The organism is Sphingomonas natans, assembly GCF_030546695.1.
Lineage (GTDB): Bacteria > Pseudomonadota > Alphaproteobacteria > Sphingomonadales > Sphingomonadaceae > Sphingomonas_I > Sphingomonas_I natans.
This window is the reverse complement of record NZ_JAUOTP010000006.1, coordinates 118,672-138,776: the sequence shown is the minus strand read 5'-3', so window position 1 is coordinate 138,776 and position 20,105 is coordinate 118,672. Positions and strand designations below refer to the sequence as shown.

Below are 20,105 nucleotides of genomic sequence, written 5' to 3'. Positions count from 1 at the left end.
GCGCTATGCCGCCGTCATTCCGTCCGGCGCCTAATTCGCCCCGCCGCTCGCCTTCGTCGCCGCAGCCGTCGTCTCGACCAGCTGATCGAGCTGCGCGGTGCAGCCCTTGGCGATCAAGGCGGACGCCATTCCCTGCACGTCCGGCTTCGGTTCGCCGCTCAATGTCATGCGAATCTCGACCGGCGCTGCCGTCCCCGTCGTCAATCTGTATCGGGCGCCCTCCGCGATGGGAAGCGCCGAGGGCCATGCCTGGACGGCCTGCCCCGGCGACCAATCGACGGTCGCCTTGCTCGCGCCCGTGACGCTGGCGATCATCGTCTTGGCGGGAGCCTCGCTGCCGGGGCGCCACAGATTGGCGGCCGCCGGATTGGCGACGCAGACCGTGCCCGCGCGCGAGGCATCGACGAACCAGATGTTGGGCGGGCGGCCCGTGTCGCTCTCGACGCCGCGCACGGCCCCGATGCGGACGCGGCGATCGCCGCGCTGCGAGACGAGCGCCGCAATCGCGGTGTTGCCGCCGTCGGCATCGGCCGCCGCGGTCGCGGTCGCGGTGAAGCTGCCGGGCCCGCGCAGCGTGCGCGTGCCATGCTCGTCGAGCAGGGTGACCAGATCATTGGCCTTCAGCGCCAGCTTGGCGGTCGGCTGGAGCACCTTGCCGGGGGGATAGGCACCGGCGGAGGGCCCGGCCGAGCGGACGACCAGCGTCGCCGCCGACAGCGGGGCAGCGATGGCCGCCGCGAGAAGAGCCACTGCCGCAAAATGCGGCGCGCGAAGATTAGTCGAGTGCATAACTGCCTCCAGGGCCAAGTCTTTGTAGACGCTCTAGCAGATTTACGAGCGCCAAGTCCTTCGGGTTCTGCGAAATCAGCGTCTCGAGCGACGAAATCGCACTCGCGTCGCCGGCATCGAAGCGGGCGAGGATGTCGGTCAGCGCCGCGGCCTGCTCCAGATCGCAATCCGGCAGCGCCTCGTAGATCGCCATCGGCGTCTCGGATCGGCCGCGGACGGTGATGCGGCCCATCGGGCGGAAGCATTTCAGCGTCGAGCGGGCGACGACATCGCCGCTCACCAGCAGGGTCGTATGCAGCTTCTTGTTCGCACTCTCGAGCCGGGAGGCGGCGTTCATGCTGTCGCCGAGCGCGGTATATTGGATCCGGCCCTCGCCGCCGAAATTGCCGACGATCGCGACGCCCATGTGGAGGCCGACTCGCGTCCGGCCGATCGGCGGGACGCCGGCGGGCGCCTCGCGGCGGAAGCGTTCGCCCGCCGCGTACATCGCCATCGATGCCTTGACCGCGCGATCGGCATCGTCGGGCCGGGAGATGGGCGCGCCCCAGAAGGCGATCACGGCATCGCCAACGAACTTGTCGAGCGTGCCGCCATGTTCGAGCACGACATCCGACAGCAGATCGAGATAGCGGTTGAGCAATTGCGCGACCATCGCCGGCGCGATCTGCGACGACAGCTGGGTGAAGCCCTCCAGATCGGTGAACATCGCGAAGATCTCGCGCTGCTCGCCGTGCAGGGCCAGTTTGTCCGGATCGCGCAGGATCTGCTTGGCGACGTCCGGGGGCAGATATTTGCCGAGCGCCGATTGGGCGAAGCGCCGCTCGTCCGAACTGACCGCGCGGCCCGCTGCGGACGAGGCGATGAAGGCGAGCACCCAGCCGCCTAGCCAGCCGAACATCGGCAGGCGCTGCGTATCGAAGCCCGCGCGCTGGAGGATGAGCGGCGTGGCGATGAGCAGCGCCAGCGATCCGACGATGACGACCGCGTTGCGCGCGGCCGAAAGCTCAGTGAAGCCCGCCATCGCCGCCGCCACGACCACCAGCAGCGCGGCGCCCCACAAGGCGGTCGGCAGGATCCGGCGCGGGATGCGATTGTCGAGTTGTTGCGCGAGCATCGTCGCGTGGATTTCGAGGCCGGTGGTGGTGCCGGATTCGCCCTCCTTGCTGAGCCGGGTCGCGGGCGTATCGAACTGGTCGACGTCCGAAATGTCCCCGCCCATCAGCACATAGCGCCCCTGGATCTGGCTGCGCAGCATCTCCGCCGCTTCGGGCAGGGCGAACAGATCGATCGGCAGCTTCGAAAACACCGGCCGGTCGGCGCGCTGCGGCAGCCGGTAGAGCAGGCTGCCATGATAATCCTCGAAGCGCTTGTCGTGCTTCGCCATCGCGTTGGAGAGGAGAGGCGGGAGGCCCGGAGGGCGCGTCGGCCAGCTGCGCATCACGCCATCGGGATCGGCTTCCACGCGGATCGAGGTCGGCCAGACATTGCCCGGCTTCAGGCTCGCCTGGAACTTGCGCATGAAGTCTTCCTGCCACGGCTGCACGAACACGCCGTTCGTGGCATTGCCCGCGAAGGCGAGATGCACGGGCGTCTTCATGCCGCGGAAGGCGGCGACGAGCTGGTCGTCCTCGGGCTGCGGCTCATCGATCAGGATATCGATGCCGATCGCCTTGGCGCCCAGTTTGTCGAGATTGGTCAGCGCCTTGGCGAGCAGGCCGCGATCGAGCGGGGAGCGGCGCGCGGTCGCCTCGAGCGTCTCGTCCGTATAGACGACCATCACGATGCGCGGATCCTGGGGAATGCGCTGCGAGGTCATCAGCAGGCGGACGTCGTAGAGCGCATGTTCGGCATCGACGCCGAGCGGCAGCGACCAGCTGTAGCGCGCGAAGAGCAACGCCACGCTCATGACGAGGATCGTGCCGATCAGCTGGCGCGCGCCGATCCGGCGGACCATCCGCGCGATCGCCTTCGCCGCCGGAACTTCGATAGGCTCCGGAGCCGGCAGTGCTTCGGTCGCCATCGATTTCCTCTCAGCGCGCCCGCAGCACGGGCTGCGCGCCGTCGCCGATCAGGGCGAAAGCGGACCAGTAATAAGGGTGCGACGTGTCGGCATCGTCCATTAGCTTCACCTGTCCCAGGCGCAGCGCCTCCGAGATCGGCGTGCCGGGCGGCGCATCGAACAGGCCGGAGATCAGCCGCTCGGTGGCGCGATAATCGTCGGGCGCGGGCCAGTGCGTCGCCAGCACCGAACGGCTGCCGGCGCCGATGAAGGCGCGGACGAGGCCGTCGAGTGCGCGACCGCCGCCCGAAGTGACGCCCGCCTCGCGCGTCGCATCGACAGAGGCGCTGCCGGCGGTATCGCAAGCGGAGAGGATGACGAGATCGGCGTCGAGCTTCAGATCGTAGATTTCGACGAAACTCAGCAGGCCGTCGCTGGCCGTCGGACCGAACGAGGTGAGCAGAGCGGGCCGCGCGAGGCAGGACGGGCGGGGCGCCGCGACCAGTCCGTGCGTCGCGAAATGGAGGATGCGATACTGGCCGAGATCCTTGCTGTCGCGGATCGCGGTGTCGTTGAAGGGCTCGCCGGTGATGACGTCGGCCTTGTCGGTGCCGATCACCTTCTGCGCGAGGAACAGCTCCTTGGCCGAGATCGGGTTGCTCCACGCGGCGAGCGGCCACGAGCAATCGAGCGTGCCCGCGGCGGGCGGCGTGAACGAGGTGAGCTGGACCATCGCCGGCACCGGCGCATTGTGGCCGAGGCCGAGATACTGCTTCTTGGCGGTCGAGGGCGGGGTGCGGCGGACATCCTCGAACGAGCGCGGGCTCACCGAGGTTGAGATTTCGATCCCGCGGCCGAGCCAGGCGATACCGCGGAAATCGAACGCATCGCCCTTGGGATCGTCGGCCTGTTTCAGATAGCGATCGACCCCGGCCTGATCGGTGACGAGCAGATTGGCGGGCAGGCGAAGCATCGCGCCGTCGGGCTCGAAGATCAGATGCTTGACCTTGGGCAGCGCCGCGGCCTGCGGTCCGGCGAGCGCCACGTAAAGCGCGCGCGCACGGGCGACGTCGAACGGATGCGTCTCCAGCTTGCCGTCGACGGTGACGGCGATGCTCTCGCGGATCGCATCGACGGTCGTCTCGAGCTGCGGCGCATCGAGCGGGACCGCCCAGGCGGTCGCCTCGCTCTGGCCCGCGAAGAAGCCGAACACGCGCCCGCCGACGACGAGCAGTTTCCAATAGGCCTCGCCCGGCTTCAGCGTCTGCTGGAGCTCGGGCAGCGAGGAGATGCGGCCCGAGACGACGCGATAGCGCGGGAAGGCGCCGAGTCGCGACTGGACGCCGACCTGATCGGCCTGGAGCTGGTTGAGGCGATCGCGGCCCTGCGTGATCAGGGCCGCCTGCTCGGGCGTGGGCGTCTCGATCGAGGCCAGGCGGGCGAGCGTGATGCGCTGCCTCTCGATCTCGCGGCCGAGCGTCACCGACTGGCGGAACAGCGCCGAGGCGGCATCGTCACCGCCCGAAAGCTCGCGCGTCAGGATCGCCTGCGTCTCGGCGAGGCCGGGGCGCTGCAATGTCTGCGCGGCGCCGAAGAAATCCGCGGTCAAGCCGGGATTGGTCGGGATCTGCTGCGCGAGCAACGTGAAATAGGGCGCCAGCAGGCCCTCGAAGCCGGCGGTCGCGCCGCCATTGGCGATCATCGCATCGACCACCTGGCGGTAGAGGGCGAGCGACTCCGCGGTGCGGTTGGTGCGGGCGAGGAAGGCGCCGAGGCGCGCGCGCGCCGCATTGACCGCTGCCGAGCCCGGATATTCGGAATCGAGGATCGCGAGCGACTGCCGCAGTCCCGCTTCGGCGCGGGGAATATTGCCCTCGCTCTCGTCAATCTGTGCGACTTCGGAGAGCGCCTGCGCGCGCAGGCGGGTCAGCGAACTGACATTGCCGCCGCGGATGCGCGCGATCTTGCCGAGCATCTCGTCCATCGCGGCGCGCGCCTGCGCATTCTTGCCCTGCAGGCGATAGATGCTGCCGCGGATCGAGACCGCCTGCGCATCGAGGATCGCGGCCTTTTCCTCGGGCGTGAGCGCGGCGACCGCGCCGACGCCAAGCTCGGACGCGAACGGCCCTTCGCTGTTGATCGCGGCGGAGGTCGCCTTGTCGATCTGGTCGGCGGTAACCTCGACCCCGCCGATCGGCGCGACCGGCGCGGCCAGGATCGCGAGCGCCTGGGGCAGGCGGCCCTGGTTCAGATGGTTGATCGCCTCGAGATTGCGGCGGAGGCGCAGCTCGACCGGGTCGGCCGTCGGGATGCGGCGCGCCTCGGCGAAGAGCGCGTCGGACTCGGCGAACTCGCCGAGGTTCGATTTCTGGAGCGCGCGGTTGACGACATATTCGCCGTAGCGCCGGTTCGGATCGGCCGAGGAGAAGCGGCGCTGGAGCAAAGTGTCGAAGAATTCGGCGGCCTCGGCATAATTGCCGCCATTGTTGCGGCGATAGCCCTCGGCCAGCGCCTGATCGAGATCGAGGCTGCCCGCCTGGACGCGCGCGAAGGCGGCGGCGTCGCCGGCCTCGGTGACCGCGACCGAAACCTCGCCCGGCAGCACGCGATCGGCGACGACCGAGCGGAGCGCGAGCGTCAGCGCGCTGTCATAGCCTGCAAGGCCCTGCGCCACATAGACGTTGCCGCGGCGGCGGATGACGTAGCGGCGGAGCGGGACATCCGCCTGCTTGCCCTCGCAAGGAGCGACGCTCGCTTCGCCGACATCGTCGAGCGCCTGAGTCGTGGGCGGCTCGCACTTGGCGGCAGGGAGCCGGGCGAGCGGATCTTCCCCGCCTGCGGGGCGGATGACGTGGATCTCGCCGACGGGCGTGGCGGCATCGCGGCAGGCGATGGCGTAGCTGCGATCGAACATGCCGCGCGAGACCGGGCTGGTCGCGAGGCTCTGGACGCGGCAGAGGCTGGAGCCGCCCGAGCCCAGGCGGAAACTGTCGGCGACGCTGGGGCGGATGATCGGCGTCGGCGCCGCCGCGATCGAAGCAGTTGACGCAAGTCCGGCCGCAACCAGAGACACGCCCGATATAAGCCTCCGCAACATCGCCGCCCCCCAACGTACGTGCTCAGTGCCGCCTATTGCCCCCGGCGACTCTGGAATATTGCTGCTGCCCCCAACCGCGCCAAAAGTCGAGGCCCGCCTGTCGCTCATGACTACCGATACGTATCCTTGGCTGGTTCCGGTTGCAGCTCTGCTGATGGGCATGATCGCGGGCAGTTTTCTGGCGACGCTGGCGATCCGCTGGCCGGCAGGGCGATCGATCGCGCGCGGGCGATCGGCGTGCGACGCGTGCAACGTGCCGATCCCGGGCTGGCGGCTGGTGCCGCTGGTGAGTTTCGTCGCGCAGCGCGGGCGATGCGGCGCCTGCGGCGGCGTGATCGACTGGCGCCATCCGGCGATGGAACTGGCCTGCGGGCTGATCGGCCTGTTCGCGATGCTGTGGCGGCCGGATGCTGTCGGCGTGGCGGGGGCGTTGTTCGGGTGGTTGCTGGCCGCGCTGGCGCTGATCGATTTCGACCATTTCTGGCTGCCCGATCGGCTCACCTTCCCGCTCGCTGCGCTGGGTCTGCTGGCGGGGCCGGCGCCTTTGGCCGACAGGCTGACCGGCGCGGTGGCGGGCTATGCCGCGCTCGCATTGATCGCGGCGGCCTATCGGCGCGCGCGTGGACGGGTCGGGCTGGGGCAGGGGGATGCGAAACTGCTCGGCGCGATAGGCGCGTGGCTCGGGTGGCAAATGCTGCCTTGGGTCGTGCTGGGTGCGTGCGCAATCGGGATCGTCTGGGCTCTCGCGGCGCGGAAGCAGGCGCTGGATCGGCTCCCGCTAGGGACGTTGCTCGCGGTGGCGGGATGGGGCGGCTGGCTTTGGGTTGTGACTCACGTCTTCTGACCGCCCATCCTGAGGAGGGACTGAGCTAAGGCGAAGGCCCGTCTCGAAGGACCTGCGATGTCGGTCGAAGTCCTTCGAGACGCCATTTCGACTTCGCTCAATGGCTCCTCAGGATGAGCGGACTTCAGGAGACCCGATTGGCGATCAGATCGTCCACCACGGCCGGATCGGCCAGCGTGCTCGTGTCGCCCAGGCTCGACACGTCGCCCTCGGCGACCTTGCGCAGGATGCGGCGCATGATCTTGCCCGAGCGAGTCTTGGGCAGGCCCGGCGCGAACTGGATCGCATCGGGCGTCGCGATCGGCCCGATCTCCTCGCGCACCCAGGTGCGCAGCTCCTTGCGGAGATCGTCCGAGGGCGCCTCGCCCGCGTTGAGCGTGACGTAAGCGTAGATGCCCTGGCCCTTGATGTCGTGCGGGAAGCCGACGACCGCGGCCTCGGCGACCTTGGCGTGGAGGACGAGCGCGCTCTCCACCTCGGCGGTGCCCATGCGGTGGCCGGAGACGTTGATCACGTCGTCGACCCGGCCTGTAATCCACCAATAGCCGTCCGCATCGCGGCGCGCGCCGTCGCCGGTCGTGTAGACGCCCTTGTAGGTCGTGAAATAGGTCTGGAAGAAGCGCTCGGGATCGCCCCAGACGCCGCGCATCATCCCCGGCCAGCTGCGCGCGATGACGAGGTTGCCCTCGGCCGCGCCCTCCAGCGTTTGCCCTTCGGCATCGAGCAGTCTGGGTTCGACGCCGAAGAAGGGATGCGTGGCCGAGCCGGGCTTGAGCGGGGTGGCTCCGGGGAGCGGGGTGATCATATGCCCCCCGGTCTCGGTCTGCCACCAGGTGTCGACGATCGGGCAGCGGCCCTTGCCGACGATCTCGTGATACCAGCGCCAGGCTTCGGGATTGATCGGCTCGCCGACCGTGCCGAGCAGTTTCAGAGACTTGCGGCTCGTGCTTGCGACGAAATCGTCGCCGTCCTTCATCAGCGCGCGCAGCGCCGTCGGGGCGGTGTAGAGGATCTCGACCTGGTGGCGATCGACCACCTGCCAGATGCGACTGGCATCGGGCCAGTTGGGGACGCCTTCGTACATCAGCGTCGTGCCGCCGTTGGCGAGCGGGCCATAGACGATATAGCTGTGGCCGGTGACCCAGCCGATGTCGGCCGCGCACCAGTAGATCTGGCCCGGACGGTGATCGAAGGTGATATCGTGCGTGAGGCTCGCCCACAGCAGATAGCCTCCGCTCGTGTGCATCACGCCCTTGGGCTTGCCCGTCGATCCGCTCGTATAGAGCACGAACAGGGGATCCTCCGCGCGCATCGGCTCGGGCGGGCAATCGATCGAGGCCTTCGCCATTTCGGTCGCATAATCCACATCGCGGCCGGCCTGCATCGTCACCTTGCCGCCCGTCGCGGCGACGACGATGACCGTCTCGACGATCGGCGCATGGTGGCAGGCGACATCGACATTGGCCTTGAGCGGCACGGGCTTGCCGCCGCGCCGGCCCTCGTCGGCGGTGATGACGACGCGGGAGCCGCAATCCTCGATCCGGCCGGCGAGCGCCTCGGGCGAGAAGCCGCCGAACACGACCGAGTGGATCGCGCCGATCCGCGCGCAGGCGAGCAGGGCGACCGCCGCCTCGGGGATCATCGGCATGTAGATCGTAACGCGATCGCCCTTGGCGACGCCCTGCGCCTTCAGCACGTTGGCGAGGCGGCAGACCTGCTCGTAGAGCTCGAGATAGGTGAGCGTGCGCGGTGCCTCGGCGGGATCGTCGGGCTCCCAGATGATCGCGGTCGCATTGCCGCGACTGGCGAGATGGCGATCGAGGCAATTGGCGGCGACGTTGAGATGGCCATCGGGGAACCAGCGGACGCCGAAGCCTTCCGCGTGGAAGCTGCTCTCATCCGCCTTGGTGGGAAAGGTCAGCCAGTCGAGCCGCTTCGCCTGGTCGAGCCAGAAGGCATCCGCGTCATCGAGCGAGGCGCGGTACATGTCCGCATAGCGGGTCGCATCGATCTTCGCATGCGCCGCCCACTCGGCCGGTACGGCATAGACTTCGTCGCTCATCATCCCTCCGGACGGCCGCTCCCGCGTCGGCGCGGCGCGTGGCCTAGCGCCTGCGGCGCGTGCCCCACAAGCCCGCGCGATCAGGCCTCGTCGCGGATTTCGGCGTCGAAGCCGCGCGCGAAGCCGCGCGCGATGAACGCGCAGGCCATGAGCTGCATCTGGTGGAAGATCATCACCGGCAGCACGATCACGCCCGCTTCGCCGCCGGGGAACAGCACGCGCGCCATCGGCACGCCCTGGACGAGGCTCTTCTTGGTGCCGCAGAAGAGCAAGGCGATGCGATCCTCGCGCGCGAACCCGCAGAGCCCGCCGAGCCCCCAGGTGAAGGCCAGGCCGAGCGCGAGCAGCACGGCGTCGATCGCGAACAGCGCCGCCAGCGCCGAGGGCGGAAGCTGGTGCCAGATGCCGCCGAGGACGGCGGCGGAGAAGGCGCTGTAGACGGCGATGATGATCGTCGAGCGATCGGTGAGGTTCACGTGCGCCTTGTGGCGCGCGATCCAATCCTTCAGCCACGGCCGCAACAGGTGGCCGACGACGAACGGCACGAGGATCTGCAGCGCGACCTCGCCCATGCCCTCGAGCCCGCCTGCGCCGCCATGCGTGCCCGCGAGTAGGCTCATCAGCAGCGGCGTCAGCACGACGCCGAGCATTTGCGAGGCCGAGGCCGACGCTACCGCCGCGCCGACATTGCCGTGCGCGATCCCGACGAACGCGATCGCCGACTGGACCGTGCTGGGCAGGACCGTGAGGAACAGGATGCCGGTAAGAAGCGGCGCGGGCAGGTAGCCGGCGAGGCCTTTGGTCGCGGCGATGCCGATCAGCGGGAACAGCACGAAGGTGGTGCCGAGGATCGCGAGGTGGAGGCGCCAGTGCGTGATGCCGGCGAGGATCTGCTCGCGGGCGAGCTTCGCGCCGTGGAAGAAGAACAGCAGCACCACGGTCGCGGTCGCCAGCCACGAGACGGCGATCGCGAAGGCGCCGCGCGCGGGCAGGAAGCTGGCGAGGAGGACGGTGCCGACGAGGATCAGCAGGAAGGGATCGGGGACAATCTTGCGGAGCATGAGCCGCGGTCTGGCAGGCGGGGGGGCGCTTGGGAAGGCCGGTTCGCGCGCCCCGGCAGGCGCCCGCGCAGGGGCCGAACCGGAACCTTCGCAAAGGGGGTCCGTTCTTTCCGCAACACCGAAGAGTAGTTTGGAGTAGATGACATGAACCGCATCAACCGATTCTTCCGGGACACGAGCGTCGCCGGCCTGATCGCGCTGGCGGCCACGCCGGGCATCCTGATCGCGCTCACCGCGCCTGCGCATGCCGAGGGCAAGGGCGACCGCGCCGACAAGGCGATCGCCGAAGCGCAGGGCAAGGTCGATATGGCGGCCAAGCTGCCCGGCGGCGGCGCGACCGCGCAGATGCAGGCGGACGCTTCCGCGGCTCTGCGCGAATCGCGTGAGGCGCGCTCGTCCGGGCACAAGGAAGAGGCGATCACGCTGGCGATGAAGGGGAGCGAGCTTTCCGATCGCGCCGTCGCCGAAGCCAAGACCGTGAGTGCGCAGCGCGCGGCCAATGCCAGCGCCGATGTCGCGTCCGCTCAGGCGAGCGCGGCCGACGCCAATGCCCGCGCCGCCTCGGCCGAGCAGGCGGCGAACGCCGCCTCCGCCGATGCGGCCGCCGCGCGCGCCGCCCCGCCGGTCGTGATCGCGCAGGCGCCCGCGCCGACGACGACCGAGGTGACGACGACCACGACGAAGGCCGCACCGAGTGTCGCGACCAAGAAGCGCGTCGTCGTCCGCAAGACGACCGCGCGGCCCGCCGCCCGCGTCGCCGAGACGACGACGACCAAGGTGACGACCTCGCAGAATTGAGTTCGTCCGCAGGCGGGGCGTCGTTCGCGACGGATGACGCCCCGCATCGCGGCTGCTAAGCGCCGCGGCCTATCATGGCATCACCCACCTCATCTCCCAAATCGTCGCCGCGCCGCACCTTCGCGATCATCTCGCATCCGGACGCCGGCAAGACCACGCTCACCGAGAAGCTGCTGCTGTTCGGCGGCGCGATCCACGCCGCAGGCGAAGTCCGCGCGCGCGGGCAGGCGCGGCGCGCGCGGTCCGACTGGATGAAGATCGAGCAGCAGCGCGGCATCTCGGTCACGTCCAGCGTGATGACGTTCGAGCGGCAGGGCATCACCTTCAACCTGCTCGATACGCCGGGGCACGAGGATTTCTCCGAGGATACGTATCGCACGCTCACCGCGGTCGATTCGGCGGTGATGGTGATCGATGCCGCGCGTGGCATCGAGGCGCAGACGCTGAAGCTGTTCGAAGTGTGCCGGCTGCGCAACGTGCCGATCATCACCTTCGTCAACAAGGTGGATCGCGAAGGGCTGGGCGGCTTCGCTTTGCTCGACGAGATCGCCGACAAGCTGGCATTGGACGTGTGCCCGATGAGCTGGCCCGCCGGAATGGGCGGCGAATTCGAAGGAATTTACGATCTTGCCCGCGACCGGCTCCACATGCCGGCCGACGATGCGACCGGCGCCTATGAGGGGCGACAGGAGCCCGTCTCCGGGCTCGACGATGCCAAGCTGGAAGGGCTTCTGTCCGAGCAGGCGCTGGCGAAGCTGCGCGACGAGGCCGAGCTGGCGCAGGGCGGCTATGCGAGCTTCGACCTGGAAGCGTATCGCGCGGGCGACCTGACGCCGGTCTATTTCGGCTCCGCGCTGAAGGATTTCGGGGTCGAGCAACTGATCGAGGCGCTCGCCGAACATGCGCCGCCGCCGCGCGCGCAGCCGGCCGAGCCGCGGGAGGTCAAGCCGGACGAGACGGCGGTCTCCGGCTTCATCTTCAAGGTGCAGGCCAATATGAACCCGCAGCATCGCGACCGGATCGCGTTCATGCGGCTGTGTGCGGGGCGCTTCCGGCGGGGGATGAAGCTTTCGCAGATCGGCACGGGCAAGACGATCGCGGTCCATTCGCCTTTGCTGTTCATGGCGCGCGATCGCGAACTGGCCGACGAGGCCTATCCCGGCGACATCATCGGCATCCCCAATCACGGCACCTTGCGCGTCGGCGATACGCTCACCGAGGGCGAGGAACTGCGCTTCACGGGGCTCCCCAATTTCGCGCCGGAAATCCTGCGCCGCGTGCGGCTCGCCGATCCGACCAAGACCAAGCAGTTGCGCAACGCGCTCAACGACATGGCCGAGGAGGGGATCATGCAGGTCTTCCATCCCTCGATCGGATCGCAGTGGATCGTCGGCGTGGTCGGGCAGCTGCAGCTGGAGGTGCTGATCTCCCGCCTGCAGGCCGAATATAAGGTGGATGCCGGGTTCGAGCCCTCGCCCTGGGACACGGCGCGCTGGGTGATGGGCGAGGCGAAGGTGATCGAGGGCTTCCTCGCCGATCATCGCTCGGCGATGGCCGAGGACCGCGACGGCGCGCCGGTGTTCATGGCCAAGGATCTGTGGGAGCTGAGCTACGTCCAGCAGCGCAATCCGGACGTGCGCTTCGCGGCGACGAAGGATAGGCGTTAGACCTTCCTCCCCTCCCTGGAAGGGAGGGGATTGAGGGGTGGGTGGCTCAACATCGGCCCGCGCTTCGAGGATGGCCAACCGACCCCCAGCCCCTCCCTTGCAGGGAGGGGAGCCGTCAGGGCCTCGCCAGCCCCCTGAACGGCGCGACGGTGCCGTCGATATCCGGCTGCGGCGGCAGGCCGATCAGCTCCCGCAGCAGCGGATACACGTCGACATTGTCGAACTTGGGCAGCGTCGCCTTTTTGGGAAAGGCCGGGCCGGTCGCGAGGAACAGCGCGGTCATGTCCGGGTTTTCATTGTCGTAACCGTGATCGCCGACCGTCGTCGTCACGACCTTGTCGACATAGATCCAGCCGCGGTCCTGCACGACGCAGTAAAAGGGCGGGACGCGCGGATTGTGCCCGTAATGGAAGCGCGCGGGCAGGTCCTCGCGGCGCCAGCATTGCAGATGCGGATGCGGCCTGAGCAGCATCGCCGCGACCTTCGCCTCCTGCCCCGGCTTCGGCCAGACCGAGATGGCCGGGCCGCCCGCCGTCATCACGTCCATGACCGAGCGATCGACGATGTTGGCCAGCGGCAGGACATGCTCGGGCGGGATCGTGCCGAGTCCGTGATCGGAAACGACGAGCAGGTTGATCGGCTGACCCATCGCCGCGAACTCACGCCGGAGCCGGCCGATCGCGGAATCCACCTCGCGGATCGCGGCGTCTGTCTCGGGTGCGCCGGCGCCGTGCGCGTGGCCGGCCTTGTCGACCGCGTCGAAATAGACGGAGAGGAAGCGTGGGCGGTCAGGCGCGGGCCGGCGGGCCCAGTCGAGCAGGAAATCGATCCGCTGCTCGCTCGTGATCGCGCCGTCGAAGGGCAGCCAGATGCCCGGCCGCGTCCCCCGGATCGCGCGATCGGAGCCGGGATAGAACAGGATGCCGGTGCGGATGCCGGCCTTCTCGGCCGTCACCCAGATCGGCTCGGCCTGATCCCACCAGAAGGGATCGGCCGACGATTTCTCCTTGGATTCGAACAGACCGTCTGGGCGCGCGGGATCGCGCATCTTGTTCTCGACGATGCCGTTGCGATCGGGGCGCAGGCCGGTCGCCATCGCATAATGATTGGGGAAGGTGAGCGTCGGGAAGCTCGGCGTCATCGTCCCGCTCAGTCCCTGCGCCGCGATCGCATCGAGATTCGGGGTCAGGCCGTGGCCGCGATAATCGGGCCGGAAGGCGTCGATCGAGACGAGGACCGTGATCGGCGCGCGTTGCCCGGCGGTTGCCACGGGTGGCGGTGACGGGGCGGCCGGGTGGGGCATGGGCGTGCAGGCGGCCAGCGACAGGAGCGCGGCCAGCGCGACGATTCGGGTGGCAAGGAGCATGTCGGGATGCTGCCCGAGCAACGTTACGGGAGGAAGCGCGATCGGTGCCGATATCGGGCGAACTGCGCTCGAAAGGCGCCTTGCAATGTAGGATTTGGCCTGACACTTGGTCTGTCCGCTCGCTCGCATGAGGCTGGACCGATGATCCTATTTTCTGCCGAACCTACCCTGCCGCTCGACGGGCGAATGCCAGGCCGTGTCCGGTCGGCTGCCGGCCGGTCCGGCCAAGGCCCCGCCGCACGCGCGGGGAGGGCCATCCCCCCCTGACGTAGTGTCAACTTTGTCAACTTCCGGCCGGATCCGCGCGCCGGCGGATCGGCGGGCGTTCAGGCCGGCCGCATCGGAATGAAGACGGTCGCGACGTGGCTGAGGACGGGCTTGTCGGCTTGGTTGAAGATCGTCGTCCGCGATCGGACGATGCCGACGCCGGGGCGCGAGGCGGAGGTGCGCGTGTCCAGCACCTCGGCCTCGGCGCGCAGCGTGTCGCCGGGAAAAACGGGAGCGAGGAAGCGCATCTCGTCGATCCCCGCGGCGCCCAGCGTGTGGAAGTCGAGCGGCTCCCAATAATCGACCGTCATCCGCATGCCGATCGCCGCCGTATGCCAGCCGCTCGCGGCCAGCCTGCCGAACAGCGGGCTCTTCGCCGCGGCCTCGTCATCGATGTGGAAGGGCTGGGGATCGTAAGCGCGCGCGAAGGCGAGCACCTCCTCGCGCGTGACCGGATAGGCGCCGAAGCGATCGATCCGGCCGACCTCGATATCCTCGAACCACATGATACAGCTTAAATCCGTTTGGTTCGAGCTTGTCGAGAACTCCGAGCCGACTTCTCGACTACGATCTCGACGAGCTCGATCTCCGCTCGAAGCGAACGGAGAGGGTTCAGACGTTGAAGCGGAACAGCAGGATGTCGCCGTCGTGGACGACATACTCTTTGCCTTCCGAGCGCAGCTTGCCCGCTTCGCGCGCGCCGGCCTCGCCCTTGAAGGCGACGAAATCGGCGAAGGCGATCGTCTCGGCGCGGATGAAGCCGCGCTCGAAATCGGTGTGGATCGCGCCGGCCGCCTGCGGCGCCTTGGCGCCCATCGGGATCGTCCAGGCGCGCGCTTCCTTGGGGCCGGCGGTGAAGAAGGTCTGGAGATGGAGCAGATCGTAGCCGGCGCGGATGACGCGGGCGAGGCCGGTTTCCTTCAGCCCCAGATCGGCCAGGAAATCGGCGCGGTCGGCGGGATCGAGCGTGACGATCTCGGCCTCGATCTCGGCGGAGACGATCACCGCCTTCGCGCCTTCGGCCTCCGCCTTGGCGAAGACGCGCGCGGACAGCGCATTGCCGTCGGCGGCAGCGCCTTCATCGACGTTGCAGACGTAGAGGACAGGCTTGGCGGTCAGCAATTGCGCCTGTTCGAAGATGCGCTTCTCGTCCTCGTCCTTCGGCTTGGTCAGGCGCGCGGGCTTGCCCTCGCGCAGCAGCTCCAGCGCCTCGCCGAGCACCGAGGCGGCGATCTTCGATTCCTTGTCGCCCTGCGTCGCCTTCTTCTGGAAGGCGGGAACGCGCTTCTCGAGGCTTTCGAGATCGGCGAGCATCAATTCGGTCTCGACCGTCTCGGCATCCGCGATCGGATCGACCTTGCCCTCGACATGCGTCACTTCGCCCTCGAAGCAGCGCAGGACGTGGATGATCGCGTCGCACTCGCGGATGTTGCCGAGGAACTGGTTGCCGAGACCCTCGCCCTTGGACGCGCCGCGGACGAGGCCGGCAATGTCGACGAAGCCCAATTGCGTCTCGATGATCTTGGCCGAGCCGGCGATGCGCGCGATATCGTCGAGGCGCGGATCGGGCACCGCGACCTGGCCGACATTGGGCTCGATCGTGCAGAACGGATAATTCGCCGCCTGCGCGGCGGCCGTCTCGGTCAAGGCATTGAAGAGGGTCGACTTGCCGACATTGGGCAGGCCGACGATGCCGCAGCGGAATCCCATCGGGAAAGCCTTCGTCAGTGGGGTAAGGAAGGCGGCGCTCCTAGCCGCTGGGGCCGGGGGTGCGCAACCATCGGTGCTCGCGCCCCGGTGGCAGGGTCAGCTGAACGAGTAAGGCACCACGGTCCGGCGATCGGGATCGACCTCGATCGCGCGGCCCGCCGGCGGGAAGGCACGCTGCTCGCATTCCGAGCGCGGGCAGATGCGACACGAGGTGCCGATCGGAGTCGCGCTGTACGGGCCCGTCAGATCGAGCTGGTCGGCATAGATATAGTCGCCGGCATGCCCGACCTCGCAGCCCAGCACGACCGCATAGCGCCGGGCGGGCCGGTGATAGCTGCCGGTCGGCTTCACCAGCCCCTTGGCCATCAGCACATAGCGTATCCCGTCCGGCGTCTCGGCCAGCTGGACGAGGATGCGGTCCGGAATCGCGGCCGCTTCGTGGACATTCCACAAGGGACAGGCGCCGCCGAGCCGAGCGAACTGCAAGCGCGTGGCGGAATGGCGCTTGGTGATGTTGCCCGCCATATCGACGCGCGCGAAGAAGAAGGGGACGCCGCCCGATCCCGTGCGCTGCAATGTCGAAAGCCGGTGGCAGGCCTGTTCGAAGCTGACGCCGAAGCCCTGCCGCAATCGATCGATGTCGTGGCGCAGCGCGCGCGCCGCCTGCCGAAAGCGCGCATAGGGCATGAGCAAGGCGCCGGCCGCATAATTGGCGAGGCCCACGGACAGCAATTTGCGCGCGGCTTCCGACTGGAGCGGGGCGGTGCTCGCGATGTCGGCGATGACGTCGGCCATTTCGAGCCGCATCAGCTGGTGCGCGAGCAGGAAATGCGCGCTTTCGGGGGGAAGCGATCGATCGATCGTGAGCGTGCGGGAGTCCGGATCGTAATCGCGCAGGGGAGCACCGCCGCTGGCCTCGGCGCGCGTGCGGATCGTGACATCGTGCGTGCCGGCCAGCCGGTCCTCGATCCCGGCGACCGGTCCGGCATCGCCGCCCAGTTCGCCGGCGATCCGCTCGGCGCCGCGATCGATCACATCGACATAATTGCCTGCCGCTTGAAACCAGTCGCGCACCTCTTCCCAGGGCAGCGGTCCGCCTGCGGCCGATCCGGTCTCGATCCGGTCGTCGAGCACGCGCAGCTGATCCTGCGCGCTCAGATAGGCGGTGTGAAGCGCGACCATGCGCCGCGCGAGCAGAGGCTGCTGGCGGACGCCGCGCCGCAGCGCTTCCTCGTCCATTCCGGCCTGGGGTACGGTCGGATCGGCGGCGGCCTCCATCGCCTCGATCAGCAACGTATCCTCGTCGCTCGCGTCGAGATCACCCCATTCCTGCGGGAAGACGCGCGCGAGGCTGAGCAGGACTGGGCCGGTCAGCGGCCGATCATCATTCTCGATCTGCGAGAGATAGGAGATGGAAAGGTTGAGCCGCAGCGCCATCGCCGCCTGGCTGAGCGACAGCCGGCGGCGCAGATCGCGGACCTGATGCCCGGCGAAGATTCGCCTGCGAGCCGGCAAAGCCATGGAGCCTGCGGGGGGGCGGGTGGGCAGGACCATCGCCCCGCCGCATATTCCGCAAACCCCCTATCGGCAAGTTCGCAAGCTGATGGGCGCCGGGCGGCCTGTCGTTCAGGCCTGGCTCGTGTCTTCGCTATCCTCGCGGGCGGCGCGCAAGACCTCGGCGGCCAGACGAAGTTGATCCTCACCCTGCCACGACACGCCATGCTTGCGGAGCAGTTCGGCGACATCGGACAGGCGACGTCCGCCGGGGAAGGAGACGGGCGAGGGCGCGGCCTTGTCGACATGGCGCCAGGTCCGGCGCTCGATGATGCTGAGAATGCTGGGCGCGCTGACGCCGAAGCGCCCGCCGAGAGTGCGCAATGAAGGCTTGGATCCGCACACCGGGCACTGCTCTTCAGCAAGCCGGCGGATCTCCCGAACCTGTTCCTCGGAAAGCTTCGTCACCGGACCTCGCCGTTCGGTCGATTTCTTTACCGTGATCTTCGCGTCGTCCATTCTAGCCCCAATCTCTCGCATGAACATCTCGGGAGTCCATGCCGATGACAAAATCGCCTCGATGATGGCTTCCCGATCAAAGTGCCTGCCCAACGAGCATTCAACTTGCCGCCGACCGGAAGCCAGCATTTCGGCGCCTTTACGCCTTGCTCTCCTTCCCTCCCCCCGGAGTTCCAGGGGAAGGCATTTGTCATATTAGGAATCGATGAACAATATCTCCACAACCTGGGTCAATGCTTTTCAACACGAAACCGGAACAGGAAAGCGCTCATTACACCGATATTCTGACGGCAAAGCATCGGCGCGCTGCCACCGGACCCCAGGCCTTGATCCAAGATAGGAAAGCGATCCGGGATTACATCAGGGAGAGCCGAATCGCAGCGTCGGCTTGCGACCTTTGTCGATAAGCCTGCTATAGGAGACGCAATTACGCACATCTTGCGGGCGCGCCCGGCGCCGCGTGCCGAGATGGCCGCTGGCTCCCCGAGTAGGATTCGAACCTACGGCCATTCGATTAACAGTCGAATGCTCTACCGCTGAGCTATCGGGGAACGAGCGGAGGCGCGCCTATATTGCGGGTCCGCGTGGCAGGCAAGCCTTGTGGTGCGACATGCCTTCAGAAAGCGAATTGTTCGCGCGCGATCCGGTCGTCCAGCGCATGTTCGGGATCGAACATCAGGGTGAGTTGCGTCGTTCGATCTATGCTGACGTCGATCTGCGCGACATCGCGGACTTCGCGCTGGTCGGCGACGGCGCTGACCGGGCGCTTGACGGGATCGAGCACGCGAAAGGTGACGCGCGTCCGATCCGGCAGGATCGCGCCGCGCCAGCGGCGCGGGCGGAAGGCGCTGATCGGGGTCAGCGCGATCAGCGAACTGTCGAGCGGCAGGATCGGCCCCTGCGCGGAGAGATTGTAGGCGGTCGACCCCACCGGGGTCGCGACGAGCACGCCATCGGCGACGAGTTCGGGCAGGACGACGCGCCCGTCGATCGAGATTTCGATCCACGCCGTCTGGCGCGTCTCGCGCAGCAGCGAGACCTCGTTGATCGCGGGAATCGAGATCTTGGTGCCGTCCACGGTGACCGCGTCCATTCGCAGCGGCTGGACCTTCACCGTCTTCGCACGCCCCAGCCGGTCTTCCAGAAGATCGGCGCTGAATTCGTTCATCAGGAAGCCGACCGTGCCGAGGTTCATCCCGAAGATCGGCAGCGAGCGACGCCGATCGAGCATCTGGTGTAGCGACTGGAGCAGGAAGCCGTCGCCGCCCAGCGCCACGACCATCTCGGCCTGCGCGATCGGCACCCATTCGTAGCGGCGCTTGAGTTCCTCGGCCGCGGCCAGCGCCGCCGGCGTGGGCGAGACGGCCAAAGCGAGCCGGGGTTCGCCGCTCATCCGCCGGTCACGCTCATATGGCGGCCGACCGCGGGCGCGGCGCCGCGCGCAGCGATATGGAAATCATGCGCGAGCGGCTTGATCGCGAGCGCGCGTTCCAGCGCCGCGTCGAGGCCGGGGCGGCCGCCTTCGCGCCAGGCGGCGCGCAGATCGACCTTCGTCTCGCTGCCAAGGCACAAGAAGAGCTCGCCCGAGACGGTGAGGCGCACGCGATTGCAGGTCGCGCAGAAATTCTCGCTGAGCGGGGTAATGAGGCCCAGCTTCACGCCCAGTTCCTCGACGTGGAAATAGCGCGCGGGCCCGCCGGTCCGCTCGATCAGCGGCCGTATCGTGTAGCGCTCGGCCAGAGCCGCCTTCACGCCATCCAGCGGCAGGAAGCGATCGACACGATCCTCGTCGATCGCGCCGAGCGGCATCGTCTCGATGAGCGTCAGATCATGGCCGTTATCGGCGCACCAGCGCAGCATCGGCTCGATCTCATCCTCGTTGAGACCTTTCAGCGCGACCATGTTGATCTTGATCGCGATGCCCGCGGCGCTCGCCGCGGTGATGCCCGCGAGCACGCGCGGAAGATCGCCGACACGGGTGATGTGGCGGAAGCGCTCCGGATCCAGGCTGTCGAGGCTCACATTGATCCGGCGCATGCCCGCATCGCGCAGCGCGCCGGCATGATCGGCCAGGCGCGTGCCGTTGGTCGTGAGCGTCAGTTCGTCGAGCCCGTGGCCGAGCCGCGCGCCAATCATCCGCGCGAGATCGGGCACGCCGCGCCGGACGAGCGGCTCGCCGCCGGTCAGGCGGATGCGCCGGACGCCGCGATCGATGAACGCATCGGAGATGGCAGCGATCTCCTCCAGCGTCATGATCGCGCTCTTGGGCAGGAACGTCATCTCCTCGGCCATGCAATAGCGGCAGCGCAGGTCGCACCGGTCGGTCACCGAGATGCGGACATAGGTGATCCGGCGGCCGAACGCGTCGATCAAAGCGGGCGCGGGAGCGATCACGCCCGGTAGCTAGGGCGGGCGGGGGGCGGCGGCAAGGG

15 protein-coding genes and 1 tRNA gene are annotated in these 20,105 nt (G+C 68.2%); 3 read left to right on the top strand and 13 right to left on the bottom strand.

The features are described from left to right. Positions 1 to 30: 30 nt before the first annotated feature. From Q4F19_RS14210 to Q4F19_RS14200, 3 genes are read right to left on the bottom strand one after another with little or no spacing between them, the layout of a single operon-like run. Positions 31 to 750 carry a hypothetical protein gene (locus Q4F19_RS14210; RefSeq protein ID WP_303543607.1) on the bottom strand — a complete coding sequence of 240 codons (720 nt, stop codon included), beginning with the start codon at positions 748 to 750 and terminating at the stop codon, positions 31 to 33. Between the two features lie 25 nt (positions 751 to 775). Then, on the bottom strand, positions 776 to 2,809 hold the full coding sequence (locus tag Q4F19_RS14205; protein WP_303543605.1) for an adenylate/guanylate cyclase domain-containing protein: 2,034 nt from the start codon (positions 2,807 to 2,809) through the stop codon (positions 776 to 778). A gap of 10 nt (positions 2,810 to 2,819) precedes the next feature. After that, complete coding sequence (locus Q4F19_RS14200) at positions 2,820 to 5,861, bottom strand: CHAT domain-containing protein (RefSeq protein WP_303543604.1); 3,042 nt, start codon at positions 5,859 to 5,861, stop codon at positions 2,820 to 2,822. Positions 5,862 to 5,991: 130 nt separating this feature from the next. On the opposite strand from Q4F19_RS14200, the gene Q4F19_RS14195 reads away from it, so the two are divergent. Then, positions 5,992 to 6,729, top strand: coding sequence for a prepilin peptidase (locus Q4F19_RS14195; RefSeq protein WP_303543602.1), 738 nt, complete (start codon positions 5,992 to 5,994; stop codon positions 6,727 to 6,729). Positions 6,730 to 6,853: 124 nt separating this feature from the next. Here Q4F19_RS14195 and acs read toward each other — a convergent pair whose 3' ends face one another. Next, positions 6,854 to 8,791: an acetate--CoA ligase gene (gene acs / locus Q4F19_RS14190; protein ID WP_303543600.1), complete on the bottom strand. Its 1,938-nt coding sequence runs from the start codon at positions 8,789 to 8,791 to the stop codon at positions 6,854 to 6,856. Between the two features lie 80 nt (positions 8,792 to 8,871). Next, positions 8,872 to 9,852: a bile acid:sodium symporter family protein gene (locus tag Q4F19_RS14185; RefSeq protein WP_303543598.1), complete on the bottom strand. Its 981-nt coding sequence runs from the start codon at positions 9,850 to 9,852 to the stop codon at positions 8,872 to 8,874. Positions 9,853 to 9,996: 144 nt separating this feature from the next. Between Q4F19_RS14185 and Q4F19_RS14180 the strand changes: the two genes are divergently transcribed. Continuing rightward, positions 9,997 to 10,650, top strand: coding sequence for a hypothetical protein (locus tag Q4F19_RS14180; RefSeq protein WP_303543596.1), 654 nt, complete (start codon positions 9,997 to 9,999; stop codon positions 10,648 to 10,650). A 74-nt stretch (positions 10,651 to 10,724) separates the two neighbouring features. Then, entirely contained in the window at positions 10,725 to 12,317 is a 1,593-nt protein-coding gene (locus Q4F19_RS14175) for a peptide chain release factor 3 (protein ID WP_303543594.1), read from the top strand. A gap of 115 nt (positions 12,318 to 12,432) precedes the next feature. Here the strand turns inward: Q4F19_RS14175 and Q4F19_RS14170 are convergent, their stop codons facing one another. The 8 genes from Q4F19_RS14170 to moaA form a co-directional block, all read right to left on the bottom strand. Then, a complete protein-coding gene (locus tag Q4F19_RS14170) occupies positions 12,433 to 13,683 on the bottom strand; it encodes an alkaline phosphatase family protein (RefSeq protein WP_303543592.1) in 1,251 nt (416 codons plus the stop codon). A gap of 326 nt (positions 13,684 to 14,009) precedes the next feature. Further along, the gene (locus tag Q4F19_RS14165; RefSeq protein ID WP_341850193.1) at positions 14,010 to 14,456 is read right to left on the bottom strand and encodes a MaoC family dehydratase; all 447 of its coding nucleotides are present in this window, start codon (positions 14,454 to 14,456) and stop codon (positions 14,010 to 14,012) included. Between the two features lie 106 nt (positions 14,457 to 14,562). After that, complete coding sequence (gene ychF / locus Q4F19_RS14160; protein ID WP_303543591.1) at positions 14,563 to 15,660, bottom strand: redox-regulated ATPase YchF; 1,098 nt, start codon at positions 15,658 to 15,660, stop codon at positions 14,563 to 14,565. A gap of 96 nt (positions 15,661 to 15,756) precedes the next feature. Then, the gene (locus tag Q4F19_RS14155; protein WP_303543589.1) at positions 15,757 to 17,181 is read right to left on the bottom strand and encodes a helix-turn-helix domain-containing protein; all 1,425 of its coding nucleotides are present in this window, start codon (positions 17,179 to 17,181) and stop codon (positions 15,757 to 15,759) included. Positions 17,182 to 17,286: 105 nt separating this feature from the next. Further along, positions 17,287 to 17,673 carry a hypothetical protein gene (locus tag Q4F19_RS14150; protein WP_303543587.1) on the bottom strand — a complete coding sequence of 129 codons (387 nt, stop codon included), beginning with the start codon at positions 17,671 to 17,673 and terminating at the stop codon, positions 17,287 to 17,289. A gap of 476 nt (positions 17,674 to 18,149) precedes the next feature. Further along, a tRNA-Asn gene (locus Q4F19_RS14145) sits at positions 18,150 to 18,224 on the bottom strand. 65 nt (positions 18,225 to 18,289) lie between these two features. Beyond that, positions 18,290 to 19,066, bottom strand: coding sequence for an NAD kinase (locus Q4F19_RS14140; RefSeq protein WP_303543585.1), 777 nt, complete (start codon positions 19,064 to 19,066; stop codon positions 18,290 to 18,292). After that, entirely contained in the window at positions 19,063 to 20,067 is a 1,005-nt protein-coding gene (moaA, locus tag Q4F19_RS14135) for a GTP 3',8-cyclase MoaA (protein WP_303543583.1), read from the bottom strand. Before moaA ends, Q4F19_RS14140 begins: the two co-directional genes overlap by 4 nt. Positions 20,068 to 20,105 lie beyond the last annotated feature (38 nt).

Coding starts and splice junctions, on each gene's coding strand:
- Q4F19_RS14205 (WP_303543605.1), bottom strand. CDS start 2,809: ATGGCGACCGAAGCACTGCCGGCTCCGGAGCCTATCGAAGTTCCGGCG.
- acs (WP_303543600.1), bottom strand. CDS start 8,791: ATGAGCGACGAAGTCTATGCCGTACCGGCCGAGTGGGCGGCGCATGCG.
- Q4F19_RS14165 (WP_341850193.1), bottom strand. CDS start 14,456: ATGTGGTTCGAGGATATCGAGGTCGGCCGGATCGATCGCTTCGGCGCC.
- Q4F19_RS14195 (WP_303543602.1), top strand. CDS start 5,992: ATGACTACCGATACGTATCCTTGGCTGGTTCCGGTTGCAGCTCTGCTG.
- Q4F19_RS14180 (WP_303543596.1), top strand. CDS start 9,997: ATGAACCGCATCAACCGATTCTTCCGGGACACGAGCGTCGCCGGCCTG.
- ychF (WP_303543591.1), bottom strand. CDS start 15,660: ATGGGATTCCGCTGCGGCATCGTCGGCCTGCCCAATGTCGGCAAGTCG.
- Q4F19_RS14150 (WP_303543587.1), bottom strand. CDS start 17,673: ATGGACGACGCGAAGATCACGGTAAAGAAATCGACCGAACGGCGAGGT.
- Q4F19_RS14170 (WP_303543592.1), bottom strand. CDS start 13,683: ATGCTCCTTGCCACCCGAATCGTCGCGCTGGCCGCGCTCCTGTCGCTG.
- Q4F19_RS14175 (WP_303543594.1), top strand. CDS start 10,725: ATGGCATCACCCACCTCATCTCCCAAATCGTCGCCGCGCCGCACCTTC.
- Q4F19_RS14155 (WP_303543589.1), bottom strand. CDS start 17,181: ATGGCTTTGCCGGCTCGCAGGCGAATCTTCGCCGGGCATCAGGTCCGC.
- Q4F19_RS14140 (WP_303543585.1), bottom strand. CDS start 19,066: ATGAGCGGCGAACCCCGGCTCGCTTTGGCCGTCTCGCCCACGCCGGCG.
- Q4F19_RS14185 (WP_303543598.1), bottom strand. CDS start 9,852: ATGCTCCGCAAGATTGTCCCCGATCCCTTCCTGCTGATCCTCGTCGGC.